Genomic DNA, 19,771 nt, shown 5'->3' with positions numbered 1-19,771 from the left:
GCCGATGCGTTTTGGTTAATCTGTTGCTGGTTGTTCAAGTGAGGCGTACATGTCAGGTGTCAGGCCGTTATCGTGCGAGGCGATGACTTTCCCAGCGACGCGCATCCCGAGTCGGAGCGCATCTTCAATCGGGTGACGTTTCATCAACTCAGAGATGACAGCGGAGAAGAATGAGTCACCCGCACCGGTCGAGTCGGCAACTTTCACTTTCGTCGTCGGGACGTGACCTTGTTCATTCGTGCGTAAGTCGACATAGACGGCGCCGAGCTCACTCATCGTGACGATTGTGAGCGGAGCTCCTTTCATTGCGAGCACTTCGGCGACGCGTAACGCATCGTCCACAGTGACGATGGACATATCAGACAAAATCTCCGCTTCTTCGCGGCTACAGATGAAGCCGGTGAAACCTTGGAGTAAATGACGGTTCCGTTCAATCACCGACAGATGACCGCACACGCCATACAGCGGAAGCTTCATTTCGCGGCACAGTTCAATGGTCTCGTTCAATACATTGACCGACAAGTCGAGGTCAATCGCGACCGCCTCACTTTCAGCGAACACTGTATCGATGCGACGGAGGATACATTCTTCCATCATCGCTTCGTCCGGTTGCTTCGAGATTGACGTTTGCAGGTCACCGTTGTTATCCATGACGGCAAGCCACATGCCCATCCCATTGTCATCGAGCAAATCGACGTGATCGACGTTGACGTTCAAACCGCGGAGTTCTTCGAGAACACCCATCCCGATTTGATCGTTCGTCACGGTCGACACGAAACGGACGTCATTCCCGAGAACACCTAAGTTTTGGGCGACGTTTCGGCCGGTCCCACCGTTCGAGAACGCGATGTCACCGACGTTCTTGGCATCTTTATGAAGCGGGGCGAACGAGGTTCCTTTAATATCGACAAACACCTTGCCGATTACTGCAATCGTATTCATATACTGTACCACCTTTAGCCAATCTTCCTATCAGTTCCGGTCTCATTAGACACATTGTTTCAATTATAGCGAAATTACTAACGGCTTTCAACGACGGTTTGAATGAGTGTCGAATTTTGTCATTCCCACGAGGTGCTGAGCAAACGAAGCCCGTTCAAGATGACGAGGATGGTCGATCCTTCATGGCCGACGACCGCGAACGGCATGACGAGCAGTTCGAAGATATTCGTCGCGATCAACACGAGGATGACACCTAAGGCGAACACGACGTTTTGGAGAACGACGCGATTCAATTTACGGGACTGTTTGATGGCCGAGCTCAACCGACGGAGGTCGTTTTTCATTAAGACGACGTCGGCCGTCTCGAGGGCGGCGTCTGTCCCTTCACCCATGGCGATCCCGACATCGGCTGTCGCGAGGGCAGGGGCGTCGTTGATGCCGTCGCCAATCATGCCGATGCTACCGTATTCTTGTTTTAATTGTTTAATCTGCTCGACCTTCTCTTCTGGGAGACATTCGGCGATGTAACGGGTCAACCCGGCCTCAGTGGCGATGGCGCGGGCTGTCGCCTCGTTATCGCCTGTGATCATGATCGTCGCGATACCGAGATGGTTGAGTCGTTCGATCGCTTGTTTGGCTTCAGGGCGCAGTGTGTCCCGGAGCGCGAACGCTCCAATCGTCATCTTTTCATCGCTGACGAACACGAGCGTATGGCCGGCAGCTTTTAAACGTTCGACATCGTCGCGGAAGAAATCTCCGCTCGGATCGGCGAATTTTTGTTTGCCGACCCGATAGGCGACACCATCGATCGTCGCTTCAATCCCGGACCCGGTCACGTCTTTGAAGTGTTCCATCGTTCCTGTGTAGTTCCCTGTGAATTGGACGAGCGCTTCGGCGAGCGGGTGCATCGAATGTTCTTCAATCAAGCTGACGATGCGATAGACGTGCTCTTTCTCAACGGTTGGATGGATCAATGCCGATTGGACTTCTGGTTTACCGATTGTAAGCGTGCCGGTCTTATCGAAGGCGATCGCTTTCAAACGGCCCATGTTCTCGATGTGAACACCGCCTTTGAACAAAATTCCATGTTTGGCGGACGAAGCGATGGCGGCGAGTGCGGCCGGAGTGATGGCTGCGACGAGGGCGCACGGCGAAGCGACGACGAGTAAAATCATACCGCGGTAAATACTCGTCTCAAGCGACCACGGCGTCAACACAGGTCCGAGCAAGATGATTGCGGTGACGGAGACGAGCACGACTTGAACGTAGCGTCCCTCGTACCGGTCGATGAACTGGGCGGACGGTGATTTTTCTTCTTGCGCTTGCTGTACCATTTGAATGATTTTTTGGAACAACGTTTCCGTGGCGAGTTTTGTCACTTCTAATGTCAAGACACCGTTCAAGTTGACGCTTGAGCCGTATACCTCGTCGCCGACGTTTCGGTCGACCGGAATCGATTCACCGGTGATGGCGGCTTCCTCGATCGAGGCACTGCCTTTCAAAATCCGACCGTCGACCGGGATGCGTTCGCCGGGTCTTACGTAGATGTGGTCTCCGACGCGAAGGTCGTCGATATGGACGACCTCGAGGCCGCCCGAAGCGTTCAATCGCGTCGCTTGTTCAGGTTGCAGTTCCATTAATGACTCAAGAGCGCGTTCGTTTTTGTTCATCGTGTACGTCTCGAGTGCACCGGACAAAGCGAAAATGAAGATGAGGATGGCACCTTCCATCCAATAGCCGATGGCCGCGGCGCCGATGGCCGCGATGATCATGAGCAGTTCGACGTTCAACGAACGGGTTTCCCACGTATCGGTCAGACCTTCTTTCGCTTTGGCATATCCGCCGATTAAAAAGGCGGTCAAATAGAGGGTGACGTAGAGCGCAGGAGCTCCGTCTTGTCTTTCCGCGATATATGCGAGTACAATCAATACACCACTGATGAGCGCCATGATGAGCTCGATATGTTCGAACCAGTTGGCCCGTTTGAAGACGTGGCTTTTTTCCTGTGTGACGGTTGATGTGTTCATGTGAGCACCTCTTTCTAAATGAGAATATATATCAGTTAAATGATAATGATTGAGGATGATTATCATTATCTATTGTTGATATGATTGGATTTAATACTAGTTTCAGCTCATAACCTTATTTATAATGATTATCATTTAAGTCTATTTTAGCACCAATCGTAATAACTCACAAACTAAAAGATTAAGGAGTTTTTGTGTCATGCAAAATGTATTTCAACGCCCTTGGACGGTCACGTTCCTCGCGCTATTCAACACGTTTTTATGGGGGAGCGCGTTCCCGTTCATCAAACTGAGCTACGAGGCGCTTGATATTCAAGAGCACGAGTACGGCCAGCAGTTGTTTTTTGCCGGCGAACGCTTTTTATTGTCCGGACTGCTCTTGCTCGTGATTAGCCGCCTCGTCTTCAAACGGCCGATTCGATTAAACGCGGAAAAGTTGAAGGCGTATGCACATTTAGGGGCATTTTTGACATTCTTACAATATTTGTTCTTTTATATCGGGCTTTCCATCTCGACCGGGGTGCAAGGTTCGATTATCGCGGGATCGACCTCATTCTTCCAAATGGCGCTTGCCCATTTCCGTTATGAGGATGATCGTCTCAACCGATTGAAGGGGATTGCCCTCACACTCGGGTTCTCTGGGATCGTCATCGCCAACTGGCCGACAGCGCACGCAGAGATAGGATTTGGGATTGGCGAGATCTTGCTCATTATGGCGATGATCTCAGGGGCGTTCGGGAACTTGATTGCGAAAGACTACTCACGCGCACATGATGTCGCCCCGATGACGGCTTGGGCGATGGTATTCGGCTCGCTCGGTCTTCTCGTCGTCGGCTATGTGCTCGCGCCAGGGGATGTGTTCCTTCCTTACACGGTCACGACGCTTTTCTTCTTGCTGTATCTCGCGCTCTTGTCTGCAATCGGGTTCACGTTATGGAACACACTCATGAAATATAATCCGGTCAGCCGGGTATCACTTTATATGTTTTTTGTTCCCTTATTCGGTGTCGTCTTATCGAGCGTTTTACTCGGTGAAACGATCCCGTGGAACGCGCTTGTCGGATTATTGTTCGTCATCGCGGGCATCTATCTCTCGACTTATTTCCAGGGGCGAGTCAACCGTTCGGCCCGTTGATCAAACAAAGCTGACGCACGGTTGACGGAATCTTGTTCCCATGGCAAAATATATTAAAAATTCTGAATTCTTTCAGTTGAAAATCGGTCTTCGTTGTAAAGACTTGCGTGCGAATCTGATAGAAGGGAGGATTGTGCCATGGCAAGAAATCCGATTGTCCGAAATATACTCATCTCGCGTCAACCACGGGACGAGTACGTCAAATACGTGATGAAGTGCGTAAGTCGCGGATTGAAGGAGCATCACGACCAAGTGGACGCGCGTGCAACGAGGCAAGGGGAGGACATCCAGACGAAGTGGCATATCAATGATCGCGTCATTGAAGTCACAATCAAGTCGGACGTGCTGGCCTCACTAGAGACAGAACCGTTCGCGCTCGATGAAGTGTTCATGCGCGCGTTCGAACGAAACGACGTTCGTCTCGGTCCAATCAAGGAATGAGTGATACGAAAAAGGGTGAGTCTCCGTTGAGACTCACCCTTTTATGCATCAATCGGCTTCGCTTTCGCTGTGAACAGACTCACAGCCAAGATGCCGAGAATAAGTGTGTACATCAAGAAATACACTTCTTTCGGTAACGCAATCCAAAACGCGCCAATCATCGGTCCGCTGATCGAACCGACGCTGAACGAGATGCTATAGAGCATATTGCCGGTCGGTAACAACGAACGTGGCAACACTTCTGTCATATGAGCCAAACCGAGCGAATACGTGGAGCCGAGACCGGCTCCGGCAAGAGCGAACAAGACGAGCAGCCAGGCGTAATGCTCGACGGCGAGGTTGGCGACGGCGAAGACGAGCGTGCCGAGCGTCAACACGATTTGCAGGATGCGTTTCTTTCCGAAGTGATCGGCGAGGCGGCCGAGCGGTAACTGGACGATGATCGAGGCGACGATGAACGTCGTGATGAGCGTACTCGTCTGCGTCAGCCCGATGTCGTTGCGGACCGTGAAAATCGGTAAGTTGGCATTCAAGCTCGCCTCAAGGAACCCGTATGTAAAAGCAGGTAAGAGCGTATATCCGCCGCCGATGAGGACGAGGCGGATGCGTCCTTTCGAATCGGTCTTCACTTTCTCAGCCTCAGGGTACTCGTTGTCGACCTTGAAGATCAAGAACAAGGATGCGAGACAGAAGACGATCAAGACGAGGAACGGCAGCCAAAAGTGGAGGTCGACGAGCGGGGCGATGAGCGGGCCGACCGCGAATCCGAGGCTGAACGCCATCCCGTAATACGCCATCGCCCGGCCAAGACTTCGCTTCTCGCTCGCAGACGTGACCCACACTTGGGATCCGTAATGGAGCGCCGAATCCCCGAATCCGATGACGAAACGCATGAGTGCCCACATGAGCAGTGACGGCCAGAGCGGCAAGAAGAACGTGGCAAGCGCCGTCAAGACGATGCCGAGGACGATGGTCGGCCGAAACCCGTACTTGCGGACGAACCGTTCGAGTAGCGGCGCAGAGACGATGACGCCTAAGTAGAGCATCGTCGCATTCAACCCGTTCAACCAGGCCGGGTTGCCGTCCCGTTCGATGAGCGTCGACAAGAGCGGGATGAGCGCGCCTTGAATCAAACCAGAAATAAAGACGACGAGTAATAAAATCGAAAACCGAAACCGTTGCATAGTTCACCTCATTATTCATTACATAGTAAAAAGCTGAGAAGGGTCTCAGCTTTTTGGTTCGTCAATCGGTTGAGGTACATGATTCAAGTGTAAGAGTTCATCATCCCAACTGCCTTGACTGAATACTTCATCACGGTCTACTTTGTCTGAAACGAATGCGGCTGTCAATAAGATGCTGAGCACACCACCGAAAATGATGATGGCCATGACGGTGATCATGAATACATAGATGGCTGTCATCTTTAAACACCTCGATTCAGTTTATATACTGAACATTTCCCGAAACGAAACAATTAAAACGGCTCAGCGACACGTTCTTGAAAGTTCACGTCCGGGTAATACGCTTGCTTGACGAGCGCGTTCGGCCCGAGACATTTGACGGCCGGGCAGTGGCATGACAGTGTGGCGTTCAGACTGCTGTTCGTCCACGTTTCGTATGCATCCTGGAACGAGGTGTCATACAGTGTGCCGAGCGTGCCGAGCTCGTCTCCGAAGTCGGTGACGATAATCTGGCCATCGAAGATATTCGTGTTGAGGCGTGAGCGGCCATCTGGGTCGTTCCGAACGGTGACATTCTTCGCCTCGTGGAGTCGTTTCAACAAGGCGCGGTCTTCTGGTGCGCCGGAGCAGGCATAAAACGGCAACGTCCCGAACAACATCCAGACGTTCTCGTCTCGGACGTCGAGCAGGTCATGAATCGCCTGACGGGTGTCGGCAAGCGATGCCGACTCGAGCGCGCTAGCCCAGTCTGCGGGGTACATCGGGTGCACTTCATGACGCTGACAGCCGAGTGCGACGATCTCTTCATGGATTTCTTTCAAGTGCGGGATCGTCCGTTTGTTGATCATCGTCTCGGCGGATACGATGATGCCTTCGGAGGTGAGCGCCCGGGCATTGTCTTTCATCGTCTGAAGCATCTTCAAACGTGCCTCGACGCTCGGTTTTCGGTCCATCATCGCGAAACCGCCCTCTAAGAAATCCGCATCTGTGCCCCAGTTATGCGAAATGTGCAAAACGTCGAGGTAAGGGGTAATAAGATGGTAGCGAGAGAGTGGGAGCGTCAAGTTCGAGTTGATTTGCGTCCGAGCGCCACGCTCTTTCGCATAACGCAAGAGCGGGACGACGTAGTTCCGCACCGACTTCATCGACAGCATCGGCTCGCCGCCTGTGATGGAGAACGCCCGTAAATGCTCGATCTCATCAAGGCGCGAAATCAATAGGTCGAGCGGGACTTCAGGTTCTTCCGTCTGATCGAGCATATAGCCGACCGCGCAATGTTCGCAGCGCATATTGCATAGCTTGGTCGTCGTCACTTCGACGTTCGAAAGGACGAGGCGACCGAACTCGGTTTGATCGAGGTAGGCTTCCCATGGATCAAACGTTGTCGAGATGTTTTGCATATCAATTCCACCTTTTCATCAAGTCACACGAAATAGTATGCTATAATAACAACTCTTTGTCACGAACCAAAGGAGCGATCACGAGATGGGTAAATCACGAACAGATACGGCAGGAAAAATGAACGTGTTAAAATCGAGAACGGAATTACTGTGCTTATCAGTCAATACGTTGGACGAATTCACGACGCCAGAGGATTTGCATCGATTGTTAGCTGATATTGATTCCTTACGTGCGAAAGTCGTACGTTACGCCAAAGATTTAGAACAAGTATCTCGAAAGGATGAAACACATTGAAACTGATCGTAGGAGAATACACAAGCGCCCAAGCCGAGCGGCTAGGCATTAACGGAGAGGGCATCGCGACAATTGATCGCATGGTCATCTTCATCCCAAACTTATTACCAGGCGAGAAGGCGAAAGTCGAGATTACGCGCGTCGAACGGAACTACGCCGAGGCACGCGTCATCAAGCGCGACAACGATTCACCGGACCGGGTCAAACCGCCGTGTCCGATTTATGACGAGTGTGGCGGTTGCCAGATTCAACATATGAGTCCGCGCCTACAGATGGACTATAAAGAAGAAATCGTCCGCAACGCCTTCCGTCAGAAGACGAAACTGAACGTCGACAAGTCGGATATCCGTGCGACGAAAGGGATGGACAACCCTTGGTACTACCGCAACAAGTCGCAATTCCCGCTCTCGACGCGTCGCGGCGAGATCGTGTCGGGTCTCTACAAACCGAACACAAACGAACTCGTGCCAATCGAACACTGCATGGTACAGCAGCGCGACACGACGAACATTAACAACGCCATCGTCCGTATTTTGAACGAGCTCGACATCCCGGTATATGATGCGCGCCGTGACGTCGGTTTCGCCCGTACCGTCATCGTCCGCTCAGGCTACAAGACAGATGATGTCCAAGTCGTGCTCGTCGTCGGGAACGAGGACGTCCCGCGTTTAGATGAATTGAGCGATCGCATCATGGCGTTACCGAACGTCGTATCGTTCCACATTAATATCAACTCGAACCGTTCGGGTGTCATCTTCGGTTACCGTACGGTCCATATCGCCGGTCAAGACAAGATGGACGAGCAACTCGATGACGTCCATTACCACTTGTCACCGCGCGCGTTCTTCCAGCTCAACCCGGCTCAGACAGAAATCATGTATCGTGAAGTCGTCGAGGCGGCTGGACTCACGGGCGAAGAGCGCGTCATCGATGCGTACGCCGGTGTCGGTTCGATCGGGCTATGGCTCGCGCCGCACGCAAAAGAGATCCGTGGGATGGAAGTCGTCCCGGAAGCGGTCGAAGATGCGAACGCGCACATGCGTGAGAACGGCTTCAGCCATGCGACTTATGTCGAAGGCCGGGCCGAACATTGGATCCCGCGCTGGGTGAAAGACGGATGGATTCCAGACGTCATCGTCGTCGACCCGCCGCGCACAGGGGTCGATCATCAACTGTTGAATGCGATGATTTCATCGAAAGCGAAACGCATCGTGTACGTGTCATGTAACCCGCAGACGCTCGCGCGTGACGCGGATCAACTCATGAAAGCCGACTATAAGATCAACTATATTCAGCCGTACGATATGTTCCCGCAGACGGCGCATGTTGAGTCAATTGTCGTCTTCGAGAAGAAGAAAAAGAAAAAGTATTGACGGGGTTGTGAAAACGCTTGCAATAACGATGTTTTCACGTTATAGTTCAGATGTCAGACTTCTTTGATAAACGTTAAGAAGCGGAGGAACATCAGATGATCCCACAAGAAAAAGTGAACGAGCTTGTCCATAAAGCGATTGATGCACGGTCGCGCGCCTATACTCCTTATTCGAAGTTTAATGTCGGGGCTGTCGTCATCGACGAGACCGGCAAAGAGATCTCGGGTTGCAACGTCGAGAACGCTTCGTACGGCTTGTCGATGTGTGCAGAACGGACTGCCATATTCAAAGCGGTATCGGAAGGCAGCAAGGCAATCGAGACTGTCGTCGTCGTCGGCGACACGGACGGACCAATCTCGCCATGTGGCGCTTGCCGTCAAGTTATCGCCGAGTTTGCCAGTGACGACTTTACATTGATTCTCGCGAACATGGCCGGGGAGACGAAAGTGATGACGAAAGAAGAGATGTTGCCTTACGGCTTCTCGCCAAGCGATTTAACATAAAAATGCGGACGAATTTCGTCCGCATTTTTATTTATTGCCCTCATATTTTTTCTCGCTGACCGAGTCATCCTTCGAGTGCCGCTTTTGTTTCTCATCTTTCACTTTCTGGTTCAGCTCTTCTACCGGGATCGGGTCGACCGTTTCCATCCCTTCCTGGTCGAAGATGCTCTCCTTGTCCGTATCGACGGCATCCGGATTATCAAACGGTCGCTTGGACGTATCTTTTGACTGTTTCATCTTCATCGCCTCCTTGTCTTGACTGTTATTCCACTTCCTGAATGGGTGTAAACGCTTTAGAAAATGGGTTTCGATTTCGCAGAACAGTGGAATTATCCGTACATAGTGACTAAGGAGGGGTATTCGGATGGATAAGAAAGTATTGATGGGAATCGTACTCGGGGTAGCTGGGGCCGCGCTCGTCGCACCAAAAGTAGCGGCACTCTTGACTCAGGACCGAGATGACGATACATGGAGCAAAATGGACAAGATGGAAAGTGTCGATTCGGATAAGGATGAGGCGGAGGAAGGCCTCACTCAACTCGATTCGAACTATCGGGCCGAGTGGCAAGCGAATGGTTATCCACAGACGCACGCCGAGCGGGAACGTCTCATGAATGAATCAGATGACGCCTATAAAGGCAAAGACATATAAAAAAGACAGCCGCGGCTGTCTTTTTTATATGTCTTCGTCCGGCAAGAGCGGCAATGTGAGCGTGACGGTCGTTCCGTTGCCAACTTCTGAAGTGAAGTGCATCGAGCCGCCGTGGCGTTCCATGATGTGTTTGGCGATGGCGAGGCCGAGCCCGGTCCCGCCATCTTCGCGTGTCCGTGACTTATTGACACGGTAAAATCGCTTCGTCAATTGATCGAGATCCTCTTTCGGGATCCCCCGACCTTCGTCCCGAATCTCGGTGACGGCATTGTCGGCGGTCGCATATGTCTTCACATGGATCGATTTCCCGGCTTCGGTGTAGCGAAGGGCGTTATCGAGCAAGTTTCCAACGACTTGCTCGAGCCGGTCGTGGTCCCCAAGAATGATCAAGTCGAAATCGAGGTCCGTCTCGATCGTGACGCCTTTCGCCCTGGCAATCGGCTCGAAACGGTACAGCACATCTTCGAGTACTTGCGAATAGACGACCGGTTCTTTCGTCATCGGATATGAGTCGCGTTCGAGTTGGGCCAAGTCGAGCAAGTCGTTGACGAGCCGTTGCAAGCGCTCCGTCTCATTCTCGATGATCTCGTAATATTGGTTTTTCGTTTTCTCGTCGAGCGACGGGTCTTGGAGCATTTCCGTATAGCCCCGAATATATGACAACGGTGTCCGCAATTCATGACTGACGTTCGCCAAAAATTCTTTCCGTTGCTCTTCGACGAGACCGAGTGACTCGGCCATCCGGTTCAGCGTCTCGGCGAGCTCGCCAATCTCGTCATCGTAATAAATCGGGATACGGTGCGAGAAGTCGCCTTTGGCATATACTTGCGAGGCTCGCTTCATTTGTATGAGTGGCTGAATGATCGTATCGATAATTTGCGTCCCGAAGATGAGCAAGTTCACGATCATCAAGATGAGCAAGAACGTGATCATGAGCCGAATCGGTTGGAACGGCTCACTGATTTTACTTAACTCCATATATAGGATGAGCGCATTATCGAGCTCGCCGTCCCGGATGAGCGGGAAGGCGGACATCAGGATATCCACATCCTCGGTCGGGTGTTTACGGGTGACGGAGATCGCGTAGCCGTCTTGCAGTTTGGCGAGGTCTTGTTCCCTTAAAAACGTCTTGCCTGAGCCGAGACTGTCTTCCCTGACCGACGAGAGGAACACTTTCGTCTCGGTCAGTTCGTTCGTGTACGTCATACTGTCCGAAAACGCGTCAGAGAAGCCGTCCGCCTTGTAGATGGTGACGAGCTTCTCTCCGCGGTTGATGAGCAGTTCTTCCTGCGTCTGAATATAGAACTTGTCGTACAAGTAAAACGTCATGATGATGAACACGAACGCGGAGAAGAGGCTAGCGGTCCAGATGGTGATCCAAATCCGCTTCCGGATCGTGTATTGCTTCATACGGTCGCCTCGAACTTGTAGCCGATCCCCCAGACGGTTTGAATGTAGCCACCTGCTTCACCGAGCTTGAGGCGAAGCGTCTTGATATGCGTGTCGACCGTCCGAAGGTTACCGTGGTACTCGGTGCCCCAAATTTGATCGAGCAACTGTTCACGTGAGAAGACTTTCTCTTCATTCGTGATGAACAAGTAGAGCAAATCGAACTCTTTACGGGTCAAGTTGACCGTTTTCCCTTTTACGCTGACCGCACGGCCGTCGATATCGATGGACAAGACTCCGGTATCGAACGTCGCTTCTTGTTCTTTCGAGAAGTTATGCGTCCGACGAAGCGTTGCTTCGATGCGGGCAAGCAGCTCGCGCGGACTGAACGGCTTCGTGATATAGTCGTCCGCGCCGATCTTCAAGCCATGGATGCGGTCGAGTTCTTCTGACCGGGCCGTGAGCATGATAATCGGGACGTTCGAGAACTCGCGGATGCGCATGCACGCCGTGAGGCCGTCGAGTTCAGGCATCATCACGTCGAGCAGGACGAGGTGGAACGACTGTTCTTTCAATAAGTCGATTGCCTCGAGGCCGTTCGTGGCTGTGACGGTCTCATATCCTTCCTTCTCTAAGTTCGAAACGAGTAAATCCCGCATTTGTTCTTCATCATCGGTCACTAAGATGCGAAACGTTGGTTCTGACATTGGGCATTCTCCTTTACAAAACGGTTAACGAGGCTGTGTGATAATTCCCTCATACCTCTATCATACCTATCTCTCCGAATTAGAACAGAAATATTCATTGCCGTAAAGTTGTCCTCATGAAATCCACACAAAAACGCCACAAAAAAGCCAATTCTTTGTCAGAATTGGCTTACGCTTCGAGCTGTGCTTCATAGGTATGGTCGAATTCAGGCGCATGGAGTGAGTGCAAGTAGAGTTGGAAACTCGACTTCGACACTTCATACAAGACATATTCGACGTCCCCTTGGTTGATTTCAGTCAATAGTTCAGACCGGATCTCGTTAGCGCAGAAAGCGTACGGTAGTTTCTCAGCTGCCGCGATCGAACGCTCATTCGATTGACGGATTTTTAAAAATACACTTTCCATGTCAAGCTCGAAGAAAAGTTCAGAGAAGAACGCTTCTTTCGCGACTTGATTGTAACCTTTGCCGTGATACGGTTTGCCAAGCCACGTCCCGAGGAATCCATAGCCCGATTCCACATCGAACAAGCTGATCGTCCCAATCGGGGTACCGAACTCGTTCGTGATGGTACGTGAGATGATGTTTCCTTGCTCTTCTAGCTCGATGATTTGCTTCGTGCTAAATAAAAACTCGTCAAAGTGGACCGTCTTTTGACGGACATACGGAAAGACATCTGGGTGTTGCATCAGTTCGAACAACTCCGCGCAGTCGGTAAGCTCACGAAATTTGAGCACCTTTACATTCCTCCTCCTATTTCAGACCGCTGAAGAATAGTTGTAACGAAAGCATACTTCTGGCTTCGTTGTTCGAACTTGCCTTGGCTGCTCCCTTTTATGAAGTTACAAGATTATTTTATATAGTTTTTTTGAAAAAGCAAGTAAATAAAATGCAACTTCACAAAAAAATAATAAGAGCGCTTTCACGACTGGCCTCACTTACATCTCATGATGTGTTTTCGATCGGCTCGTCGAGTAAACGATGTGGCCATCGACGATGGTCATAATCGGCTTTGACATGTAGTCGAGCGGGAAGTGACTCCAAAGGACAAGGTCGGCATCTTTGCCGATTTCGAGCGAGCCGATGCGGTCGTCTACTCCAAGCGATTCGGCCGGATGGATCGTGATGGCGCGGAGTGCGACGTCGACCGGAAGTCCTTCGCGGGCAGCAAGACCGGCGCAAAGATTTAAATATTGAACGGGCGTATAAGGATGGTCCGTCGTGATCGAGACGATCATATCGTGTTCATGTAAAATTCGGTACGTCTCCCATGTTTTGTTCTGGAGCTCAATTTTCGATTTACGTGTGAACGTCGGACCGACGGTGACATGTTTGACACCGAGTTCGCGTAACTTTTCAGCGACGAGATGTCCTTCCGTACAGTGCTCGATCCGATAATCGAGGTCGAACTCTTGCGCGAAGCGGACGACCGATAAAATATCGTCGGCGCGGTGAGCGTGGACCCGGATTGGCATCTTGCGGTCAAGGGCGAGTTGAATCATCTGGCTGCCGAACGTGCCGATCGTCTTCGTCGAGTCGACGGTCCGGAACGCTTCACGCAATAATCCCATGATCCCCATGCGGGTCAACTCACCAGATCTCCCCATACTGTGGACACGCTTCGGGTTCTCCCCGAGGGCGAGCTTGAGACCGGCATAACGCCGAAGTACCATGTCCTCGATGAAGCGGCCGTGCGTTTTAATGACACTCGTCACCCCGCCGATGACGTTCATACTGCCGGGCATGACTTGAACGGCAGTGACTCCGGCCATGAGCGCCTCTTGAAACCCTTCATCGAGCGGATAGACGCCGTCGATGGCCCGAGCGTGCGGCGTCATCGCCTCGACGGTCTCGTTTGCATCGTTTCCGACTGAACCTGTCCCTTCGTCATACAGTCCGAGGTGGGTATGGGCATCGATAAACCCTGGGAACAAGAAGTTGCCTTCGGCTTCGATGACCGTTTCTCCGTCGAGCGGGTCCAGCAAGTCTGCCATTTCAATGATTTTGCCGTCCTTGACGCGCAAATCTCCGTAAAAATGTGGGGCAGTGATTGGATAAATGTGGGCGTTACGAATTAACAAATTACTCACGTGCTAGCTCCTTTCAAATCAAATGAAGTAGTTGTTTCAAAGCGGGTTCTAACGTTTCGTAACGGAAGCGGAAACCGTGATTGAGTGCTTTCGTCGGGACGACTTTCGCCCCTTCAAGGACGATGACACTCTTCTCTCCGAGCGCGAGCTTGAGGAGCGGTGCTGGGGCAGGTGCCCAATGCGGGCGATGCATCACGCGTCCGAGCGTTTTTCCAAACTCATTCATCGTGACGGGCGTCGGTGCCGAGCCGTTGACGGGGCCTTCGATGGAAGTCGTCTCGATGATATGGACAAACAGGCGAACGAGGTCGTCCAAATGAATCCACGGTACCCATTGCTGTCCTGAGCCGAGCCGTCCTCCGACACCGAGCGTGTACGGCAGTTTCATGAGCGGGAAGGCACCGCCGTCATTCGATAAGACGACACCGGTCCGCATCGTGACGAGGCGAATTCCCATGTCTTTGATCGGGGCCGCCTCTTTCTCCCACAATACACAGACGTTTCCTAAGAAGTTGGTCCGGTCCGGGAGTGGGGTCGCTTCGGAATACGTGATGGAACGGTCTTCCCCGTAAATCCCGATGGCGGATCCGCTGATGACGACGCTCGGCTTGCGTTTCATATTTTTAATGATCCGAACGACTTCTTTCGTCCCGTCGATTCGGCTTTGAAGAATGGCTTGTTTCTGTTTATGTGTCCAGCGTCCATCGTTGATGGAGGCGCCAGCCAAATGGATGAAGGCGTCGACGTCTTGCAACTCGGACTCAGGATGGCTGTCAGGTGTCAACCATTCAACGAACGAGATCCCTCCTTGTCGCGGACGCGGGCGGCGCGTCAATACGACGACTTGATGTCCGGCCTCGGCAAGCGCACGGACGAGCGGGCGACCGATTAGTCCGGTTCCGCCGGTGATTGCAATTTTCATAAGTCTCCCTCCAGTATATTGAAGCGATTTCAAAACGGGTATGGGTTCCATAAAGAAAGCGGACCGTTCGTATTGTGAATACCCTTTCTTCTAACTTATCAAAAATCCTGCTCGAAAGGGGAACGTGATATGTTAGAAGCAGGAAATGGAGGGATTTCGTGAAAATTGCCAAGTTTACGACCCAGAAGAAAAATAAAGACCGGCTCAACGTGTACGTCGAGAAGGACGGGCGTGAGGAGTTTGCGTTCGCCATCGACCTCGACGTCTTCATCAAATATGAATTGACGAAAGGGATGGAGCTCGAAGACGACTTCGTCCGTGACGTCCTTCAAGCCGAAGAAGAACAAAAAGCATATAAAGCGGCCGTCAATTATTTATCGTACCGGATGCGTGCCGTTTCAGAGGTGCGTGACTACCTCGTGAAGAAAGAGATAGATGAGGCAGCCATCAAGCGCGTCATCGAGCGATTAATCGAACAGCGCTACTTGAACGATGCTGAATTTGCCAAAGCCTACACCCAGACGAAGTTCAATACGAGTCCGAGCGGACCGATCAAAATTAAACGAGAACTCACCCAGCTCCGAATCGACGCTGACATCATTGAAGAAGTCATCGGCGCAATTTCGCACGAAGACCAGCTTGAAAAGGCCGGAAAATTCGTAAATAGGAAACAAATGGAAACAAATCGCCGTTCTGCCACAGAAGTGCAACAAAGAATTCAACAAACCCTAATGCAAAGGGGATTTACGTTTGATATCATTTCAGAGGCGATTCTCACGTTTTGGGAGAACGAGGATGAGGACGTTGAACTTTCGGCTTGTTTGACACAGGCGGAAAAATTAAATCGGAAGTTCAGTGGATATGCCCCATATGAGCGGAAACAGCGGATGAAGATGCAGCTTCGACGCAAAGGTTTTCCATATGAGGTGATTGATCGGGCTTTAGATCGACTCGCTGAACAAGAGTCATAACGGGAGATTCATTTACGGTAGGGGAAAAATCTGAAAAGGTGGGTCTACATTGACGATTTTTGAATGGATTACAGCACTCATGCCGATTGTGGCAGTGCTCGTATTATTGGTCATTATGCGTTTACCGGCGTCGGTCGCGATGCCGCTCTCGCTCGTTTTGACGGCAGGACTGGCGTTCTTCGTCTGGCAACTCGATGCGACACGGATTATGGCGGCGACGTTACAAGGACTCGTGATCGCCGTCACGACGGTCTGGATTGTGTACGGTGCGATTGGGATGATGAATACGATGAAAGAGGGCGGCGGTATGAACGCGATTCGCTCTGGATTCGTTAACATCACACCGGATCCCCGGATTCAAGTGCTCATCGTCGGCTGGTTGTTCGTCTCATTCATCGAAGGTGCTTCGGGCTTCGGGACACCAGCTACGGTTGCGGCGCCCCTTTTGATCGCCCTCGGCTTCCCGCCGATTGCAGCGGTCGTCATCGCTTTATCGGCCGACGTCTCGGCGGTCACGTTCGGTGCGGTCGGCACACCAGCTTTAATCGGAATTGGGAACGGGCTGTCGCTTGACGTCAATCAACCGGAAACGATCGAGTTTTTGACAAGCGTCGTCTTACAGACGGTACTCATCGACATGTTCGTCGGTTTGTTGATTCCGTTTATCTTGATTTTGATGCTGACCCGATTCTTCAGCAAAGAGAAGTCAATCAAGCCGGCGCTCGAAGTGTTCCCGATTGCCATTATCGCGGCACTCGTTTACAGTATCCCGGCCTACATTTGGACACTCATCCTCGGATTTGAATTCGGGGGCATGCTCGGCGGGTTGACGGGTCTCGTCATCCTCGTCGCAATGGCACGCAAAGGGATCCTCATGCCAAAACGGGTGTGGACGTTCGACGGTTATGCCGATGAGATCGAGCAGCCGCTTGAGAAGCCGTCTGTCGGTAAAGGCAAACGTGAACTTCCGCAGTGGAAGGCGTGGGCACCATATTTGATTTTGACGATTTTCCTCGTGTTGACACGGACTGTGCCATTCTTGAATGAATTGGCACGTAGCGTCCGCATTGACTTGCCAAACATCATCGGGGTCGAAGGAATCTCGACGTCGTGGGAACCGTTCTATTCGCCAGGGTTCATGTTCATCTTGACGATGATTGCGACATTCTTCCTCCACAACATGAGCTGGTCACAAGTGACTTCGGTCTTTAAAGCGACGACGCTCGGTGTCGTCGGGACGGCCATCACGCTCGCTGCATCAGTGCCGATGGTTCGAATCTTCATTCACTCAGAAAATGGTGGAGCTGGTCTGGCTTCGATGCCGGTCGAACTTGCCACGGCTGCAGCCGATACGTTCGGCGGTGTCTGGCCGCTCGTCGCACCATGGATTGGGGCGCTCGGCGCCTTCGTTTCCGGATCGGCCACGTTCTCGAACATGATGTTCTCAAGTTTGACGACGAATGTCGCCGAATCCGTTGGTTTGAACGAGACGCTCGCGTTATCGATGCAGATGGCAGGGGCCAACGCCGGTAACATGATTTGTGTCTTGAACGTCGTCGCGGTCGCCTCGGTCGCAGGTCTTCTTGGGAAAGAAGGAACGATCATTCGCTATACGCTCATGCCGATGATTTACTACGTGACGGCGACAGGTCTTGTTGGCTTGATGCTCGCCACTTTCTTCTTGTAAAAAAGTTACAAATTATTTACGACAATAATATTGACAATTTTCTGAACAGTCTGCTAAGGTTTTAGTAGATTTTCAAACTATGAACAGAGAGGAGCCAGCATGATGAAGTACATTCCAACACTACAACGCACACACACAACATCATATGGCTACTCGTATTTGACTGCGTAATTTGGCAGCTGGATAGGGGTAGTGTCCTTTCCCTGACCATGCAAAAGACTGAAGACTCAGAAGCGTACTTCATCCGATTGGTTGCACAATCAGGTGACGTGCGCTTTTTTTGCGTGCGCGGAAAGGACGGAAGGGGGAATCAGTCATGAAACTGATTAAACAACTAGATTGGTTTATTAAAAGACAGAAGCGGACGTATATCGTCGCCATCATCCTGCTCATCATCACCGGCGTCGTCGATATGCTGCCGCCATGGATTATCGGGCAGGCGATCGATGCCATCCGCGAAGGGAGCTTGACGACGGAACGTCTCGTCATGATCGTCGGATCATTGCTCAGTATCATGGTTTTATCATACGTCCTTTCGTATGTATGGATCGCCCGTCTGTTTGGGACGGCGTTCCTGCTCGAGAAAAAATTGCGGGCCCGTTTCTTCGGCCACTTGCTCCGGCAGACACCGCGCTTCTATCAACAGCACCGCACCGGGGATTTGATGGCGCTCGCGACGAACGATTTGAAGGCGGTGGAACGGACGGCCGGGTTCGGCGTCATGACGCTCGTCGACTCGTTCAATATGACGCTCATCGCCCTCACAATCATGGGCGTGTTCATCGATTGGAAGTTGACGCTCGCCGCACTCTTGCCGATGCCGCTTCTCGCCTGGTCGATGAATAAGCTCGGACGCCAAATCCATGCTCGCTTCACAGCGGCACAGGACGCGTTCGGCGTGATGAACGACCAAGTCGTCGAATCGATTTCAGGCCTTCGGGTCGTCCGTTCGTTCGTCCAAGAAGAGGCGGACACGAAGAAATTCGACACGATCACCGACGACGTGATGGCGAAAAACATGCACGTCGCGAAAATCGACGTCTTGTTCGAACCGGTCATTAAACTGCTCGTCGGCTTGAGCTATTTGATCGGTTTGTCGTTCGGAACGTATCTCGTGTTCACGAACGACATCACACTCGGACAGCTCGTCTCGTTCAACATCTATCTCGGGATGCTCATTTGGCCGATGTACGCGTTCGGGGAACTGATCAACGTCGTGCAACGGGGGACGGCCAGCCTTGAACGAATCGAGGCGACGATGAACGAGACACCGGACGTCGTCTCGACCGGCACGGTCGAAGTCGGCGTCCCGGAGAAAATCACGTTCAAATCACTATCGTTCCAATATCCAGGATCGACCCGAGCCTCGCTTGAAGACATCGTCTTGCACGTGTCGCGTGGCGAGACGATCGGCATCGTCGGACCGACCGGGGCCGGGAAGACGACGCTATTGCGTCAAATGCTCCGCGAGTATCCGATCGATGACTCGCTACTCGTCAACGGGGTCCCGATTCACGACATCAAACTCGATACCGTGCGCGGTTGGAGCGGTTACGTCTCGCAAGAACATTTGCTGTTCTCGAAAACGGTCCGTGATAATATCTTGTTCGGCTCAAACGATGCGACGGAACAAGACCTTGAAACGGCGATTCGACTTGCGGCGTTCGATACCGATATCGAGCATTTAGAGAACGGTCTCGACACGGTCGTCGGGGAACAAGGGGTCATGCTCTCGGGTGGCCAGAAACAACGGCTCTCGATTGCCCGCGCTCTCTTGAAAGACCCAGAGATCCTCTTGCTCGACGATTCGCTTTCAGCGGTCGACGCCAAGACGGAAGCACGCATCATCGATTCGGTCCGGACGAGCCGGGCCGAACAGACGACGTTTATCGTCGCGCACCGCCTGTCCGCTGTCGCCCATGCCGACCAGATTCTTGTGCTGCAAGACGGTCGCGTCACAGAGCGGGGCACACATGACCAACTGATGGAACGACGCGGTTGGTATTATGAACAATACGTTCGACAAGGAGAGTCGGAGTAATCCGGGAAAGGGG

At 52.0% G+C, this 19,771-nt stretch carries 20 protein-coding genes; 9 read left to right on the top strand and 11 right to left on the bottom strand.

Annotated elements, in window-relative coordinates:
• Positions 1 to 15 precede the first annotated feature (15 nt).
• On the bottom strand, positions 16 to 942 hold the full coding sequence (locus KNP86_RS10420) for a carbohydrate kinase family protein (RefSeq protein ID WP_034781033.1): 927 nt from the start codon (positions 940 to 942) through the stop codon (positions 16 to 18).
• 119 nt (positions 943 to 1,061) lie between these two features.
• Positions 1,062 to 2,969 (bottom strand): heavy metal translocating P-type ATPase, encoded by a 1,908-nt coding sequence (locus KNP86_RS10415; RefSeq protein WP_214754221.1) that lies wholly within the window; start codon positions 2,967 to 2,969, stop codon positions 1,062 to 1,064.
• Positions 2,970 to 3,168: 199 nt separating this feature from the next.
• Here KNP86_RS10415 and KNP86_RS10410 point away from each other — a divergent pair, with 199 nt between their 5' ends.
• Both KNP86_RS10410 and KNP86_RS10405 read left to right on the top strand, forming a co-directional pair.
• Positions 3,169 to 4,104 (top strand): DMT family transporter, encoded by a 936-nt coding sequence (locus KNP86_RS10410; protein WP_034781029.1) that lies wholly within the window; start codon positions 3,169 to 3,171, stop codon positions 4,102 to 4,104.
• Between the two features lie 138 nt (positions 4,105 to 4,242).
• Positions 4,243 to 4,545, top strand: a complete 303-nt coding sequence (locus KNP86_RS10405; protein WP_128123764.1) for a hypothetical protein — start codon at positions 4,243 to 4,245, stop codon at positions 4,543 to 4,545.
• Between the two features lie 41 nt (positions 4,546 to 4,586).
• On the opposite strand, the gene KNP86_RS10400 is transcribed toward KNP86_RS10405, so the two are convergent.
• The 3 genes from KNP86_RS10400 to yfkAB are packed head-to-tail and all read right to left on the bottom strand — an operon-like array spanning position 4,587 to position 7,129.
• A complete protein-coding gene (locus tag KNP86_RS10400; protein ID WP_034781020.1) occupies positions 4,587 to 5,729 on the bottom strand; it encodes an MFS transporter in 1,143 nt (380 codons plus the stop codon).
• A 45-nt stretch (positions 5,730 to 5,774) separates the two neighbouring features.
• The gene (locus KNP86_RS10395) at positions 5,775 to 5,969 is read right to left on the bottom strand and encodes a hypothetical protein (protein ID WP_021067771.1); all 195 of its coding nucleotides are present in this window, start codon (positions 5,967 to 5,969) and stop codon (positions 5,775 to 5,777) included.
• Positions 5,970 to 6,022: 53 nt separating this feature from the next.
• Entirely contained in the window at positions 6,023 to 7,129 is a 1,107-nt protein-coding gene (gene yfkAB / locus KNP86_RS10390; protein ID WP_214754219.1) for a radical SAM/CxCxxxxC motif protein YfkAB, read from the bottom strand.
• An 85-nt stretch (positions 7,130 to 7,214) separates the two neighbouring features.
• Between yfkAB and KNP86_RS10385 the strand changes: the two genes are divergently transcribed.
• The 3 genes from KNP86_RS10385 (at position 7,215) to KNP86_RS10375 (ending at position 9,300) form a co-directional block, all read left to right on the top strand.
• A complete protein-coding gene (locus KNP86_RS10385) occupies positions 7,215 to 7,424 on the top strand; it encodes a hypothetical protein (protein WP_016510454.1) in 210 nt (69 codons plus the stop codon).
• Positions 7,421 to 8,797, top strand: a complete 1,377-nt coding sequence (rlmD, locus tag KNP86_RS10380) for a 23S rRNA (uracil(1939)-C(5))-methyltransferase RlmD (RefSeq protein ID WP_034781018.1) — start codon at positions 7,421 to 7,423, stop codon at positions 8,795 to 8,797. Before KNP86_RS10385 ends, rlmD begins: the two co-directional genes overlap by 4 nt.
• Before the next feature lie 95 nt (positions 8,798 to 8,892).
• Positions 8,893 to 9,300, top strand: a complete 408-nt coding sequence (locus tag KNP86_RS10375) for a cytidine deaminase (RefSeq protein ID WP_034781016.1) — start codon at positions 8,893 to 8,895, stop codon at positions 9,298 to 9,300.
• A gap of 27 nt (positions 9,301 to 9,327) precedes the next feature.
• On the opposite strand, the gene KNP86_RS10370 is transcribed toward KNP86_RS10375, so the two are convergent.
• Positions 9,328 to 9,537 carry a hypothetical protein gene (locus KNP86_RS10370; protein WP_034781015.1) on the bottom strand — a complete coding sequence of 70 codons (210 nt, stop codon included), beginning with the start codon at positions 9,535 to 9,537 and terminating at the stop codon, positions 9,328 to 9,330.
• 127 nt (positions 9,538 to 9,664) lie between these two features.
• On the opposite strand from KNP86_RS10370, the gene KNP86_RS10365 reads away from it, so the two are divergent.
• The gene (locus KNP86_RS10365) at positions 9,665 to 9,952 is read left to right on the top strand and encodes a hypothetical protein (protein WP_034781013.1); all 288 of its coding nucleotides are present in this window, start codon (positions 9,665 to 9,667) and stop codon (positions 9,950 to 9,952) included.
• A gap of 24 nt (positions 9,953 to 9,976) precedes the next feature.
• Here KNP86_RS10365 and KNP86_RS10360 read toward each other — a convergent pair whose 3' ends face one another.
• The 5 genes from KNP86_RS10360 to KNP86_RS10340 all read right to left on the bottom strand — a co-directional run bounded on the left by KNP86_RS10360 (position 9,977) and on the right by KNP86_RS10340 (position 15,059).
• A complete protein-coding gene (locus tag KNP86_RS10360) occupies positions 9,977 to 11,362 on the bottom strand; it encodes a sensor histidine kinase (protein WP_214754217.1) in 1,386 nt (461 codons plus the stop codon).
• The gene (locus tag KNP86_RS10355; RefSeq protein ID WP_021067764.1) at positions 11,359 to 12,048 is read right to left on the bottom strand and encodes a response regulator transcription factor; all 690 of its coding nucleotides are present in this window, start codon (positions 12,046 to 12,048) and stop codon (positions 11,359 to 11,361) included. The genes KNP86_RS10360 and KNP86_RS10355 overlap by 4 nt, the downstream gene beginning before the upstream one ends.
• Before the next feature lie 169 nt (positions 12,049 to 12,217).
• Positions 12,218 to 12,784 (bottom strand): GNAT family N-acetyltransferase, encoded by a 567-nt coding sequence (locus tag KNP86_RS10350; protein ID WP_034781009.1) that lies wholly within the window; start codon positions 12,782 to 12,784, stop codon positions 12,218 to 12,220.
• Positions 12,785 to 12,985: 201 nt separating this feature from the next.
• On the bottom strand, positions 12,986 to 14,137 hold the full coding sequence (locus tag KNP86_RS10345; RefSeq protein WP_034781007.1) for an amidohydrolase: 1,152 nt from the start codon (positions 14,135 to 14,137) through the stop codon (positions 12,986 to 12,988).
• A gap of 13 nt (positions 14,138 to 14,150) precedes the next feature.
• Positions 14,151 to 15,059 (bottom strand): TIGR01777 family oxidoreductase, encoded by a 909-nt coding sequence (locus KNP86_RS10340; protein WP_214754215.1) that lies wholly within the window; start codon positions 15,057 to 15,059, stop codon positions 14,151 to 14,153.
• 158 nt (positions 15,060 to 15,217) lie between these two features.
• Between KNP86_RS10340 and recX the strand changes: the two genes are divergently transcribed.
• The 3 genes from recX (at position 15,218) to KNP86_RS10325 (ending at position 19,758) form a co-directional block, all read left to right on the top strand.
• Entirely contained in the window at positions 15,218 to 16,030 is an 813-nt protein-coding gene (gene recX, locus KNP86_RS10335; protein ID WP_214708787.1) for a recombination regulator RecX, read from the top strand.
• A gap of 49 nt (positions 16,031 to 16,079) precedes the next feature.
• Complete coding sequence (locus KNP86_RS10330; RefSeq protein WP_052090274.1) at positions 16,080 to 17,717, top strand: L-lactate permease; 1,638 nt, start codon at positions 16,080 to 16,082, stop codon at positions 17,715 to 17,717.
• 316 nt (positions 17,718 to 18,033) lie between these two features.
• The gene (locus tag KNP86_RS10325) at positions 18,034 to 19,758 is read left to right on the top strand and encodes an ABC transporter ATP-binding protein (RefSeq protein WP_034781002.1); all 1,725 of its coding nucleotides are present in this window, start codon (positions 18,034 to 18,036) and stop codon (positions 19,756 to 19,758) included.
• Positions 19,759 to 19,771: the final 13 nt, after the last annotated feature.

The sequence above is a fragment of the Exiguobacterium sp. s16 genome, from assembly GCF_018618115.1.
GTDB classification, from domain to species: Bacteria; Bacillota; Bacilli; order Exiguobacteriales; family Exiguobacteriaceae; genus Exiguobacterium; species Exiguobacterium mexicanum_A.
Note: the sequence above shows the minus strand (reverse complement) of the source record. Positions and strands in the feature narration are given on the sequence as shown.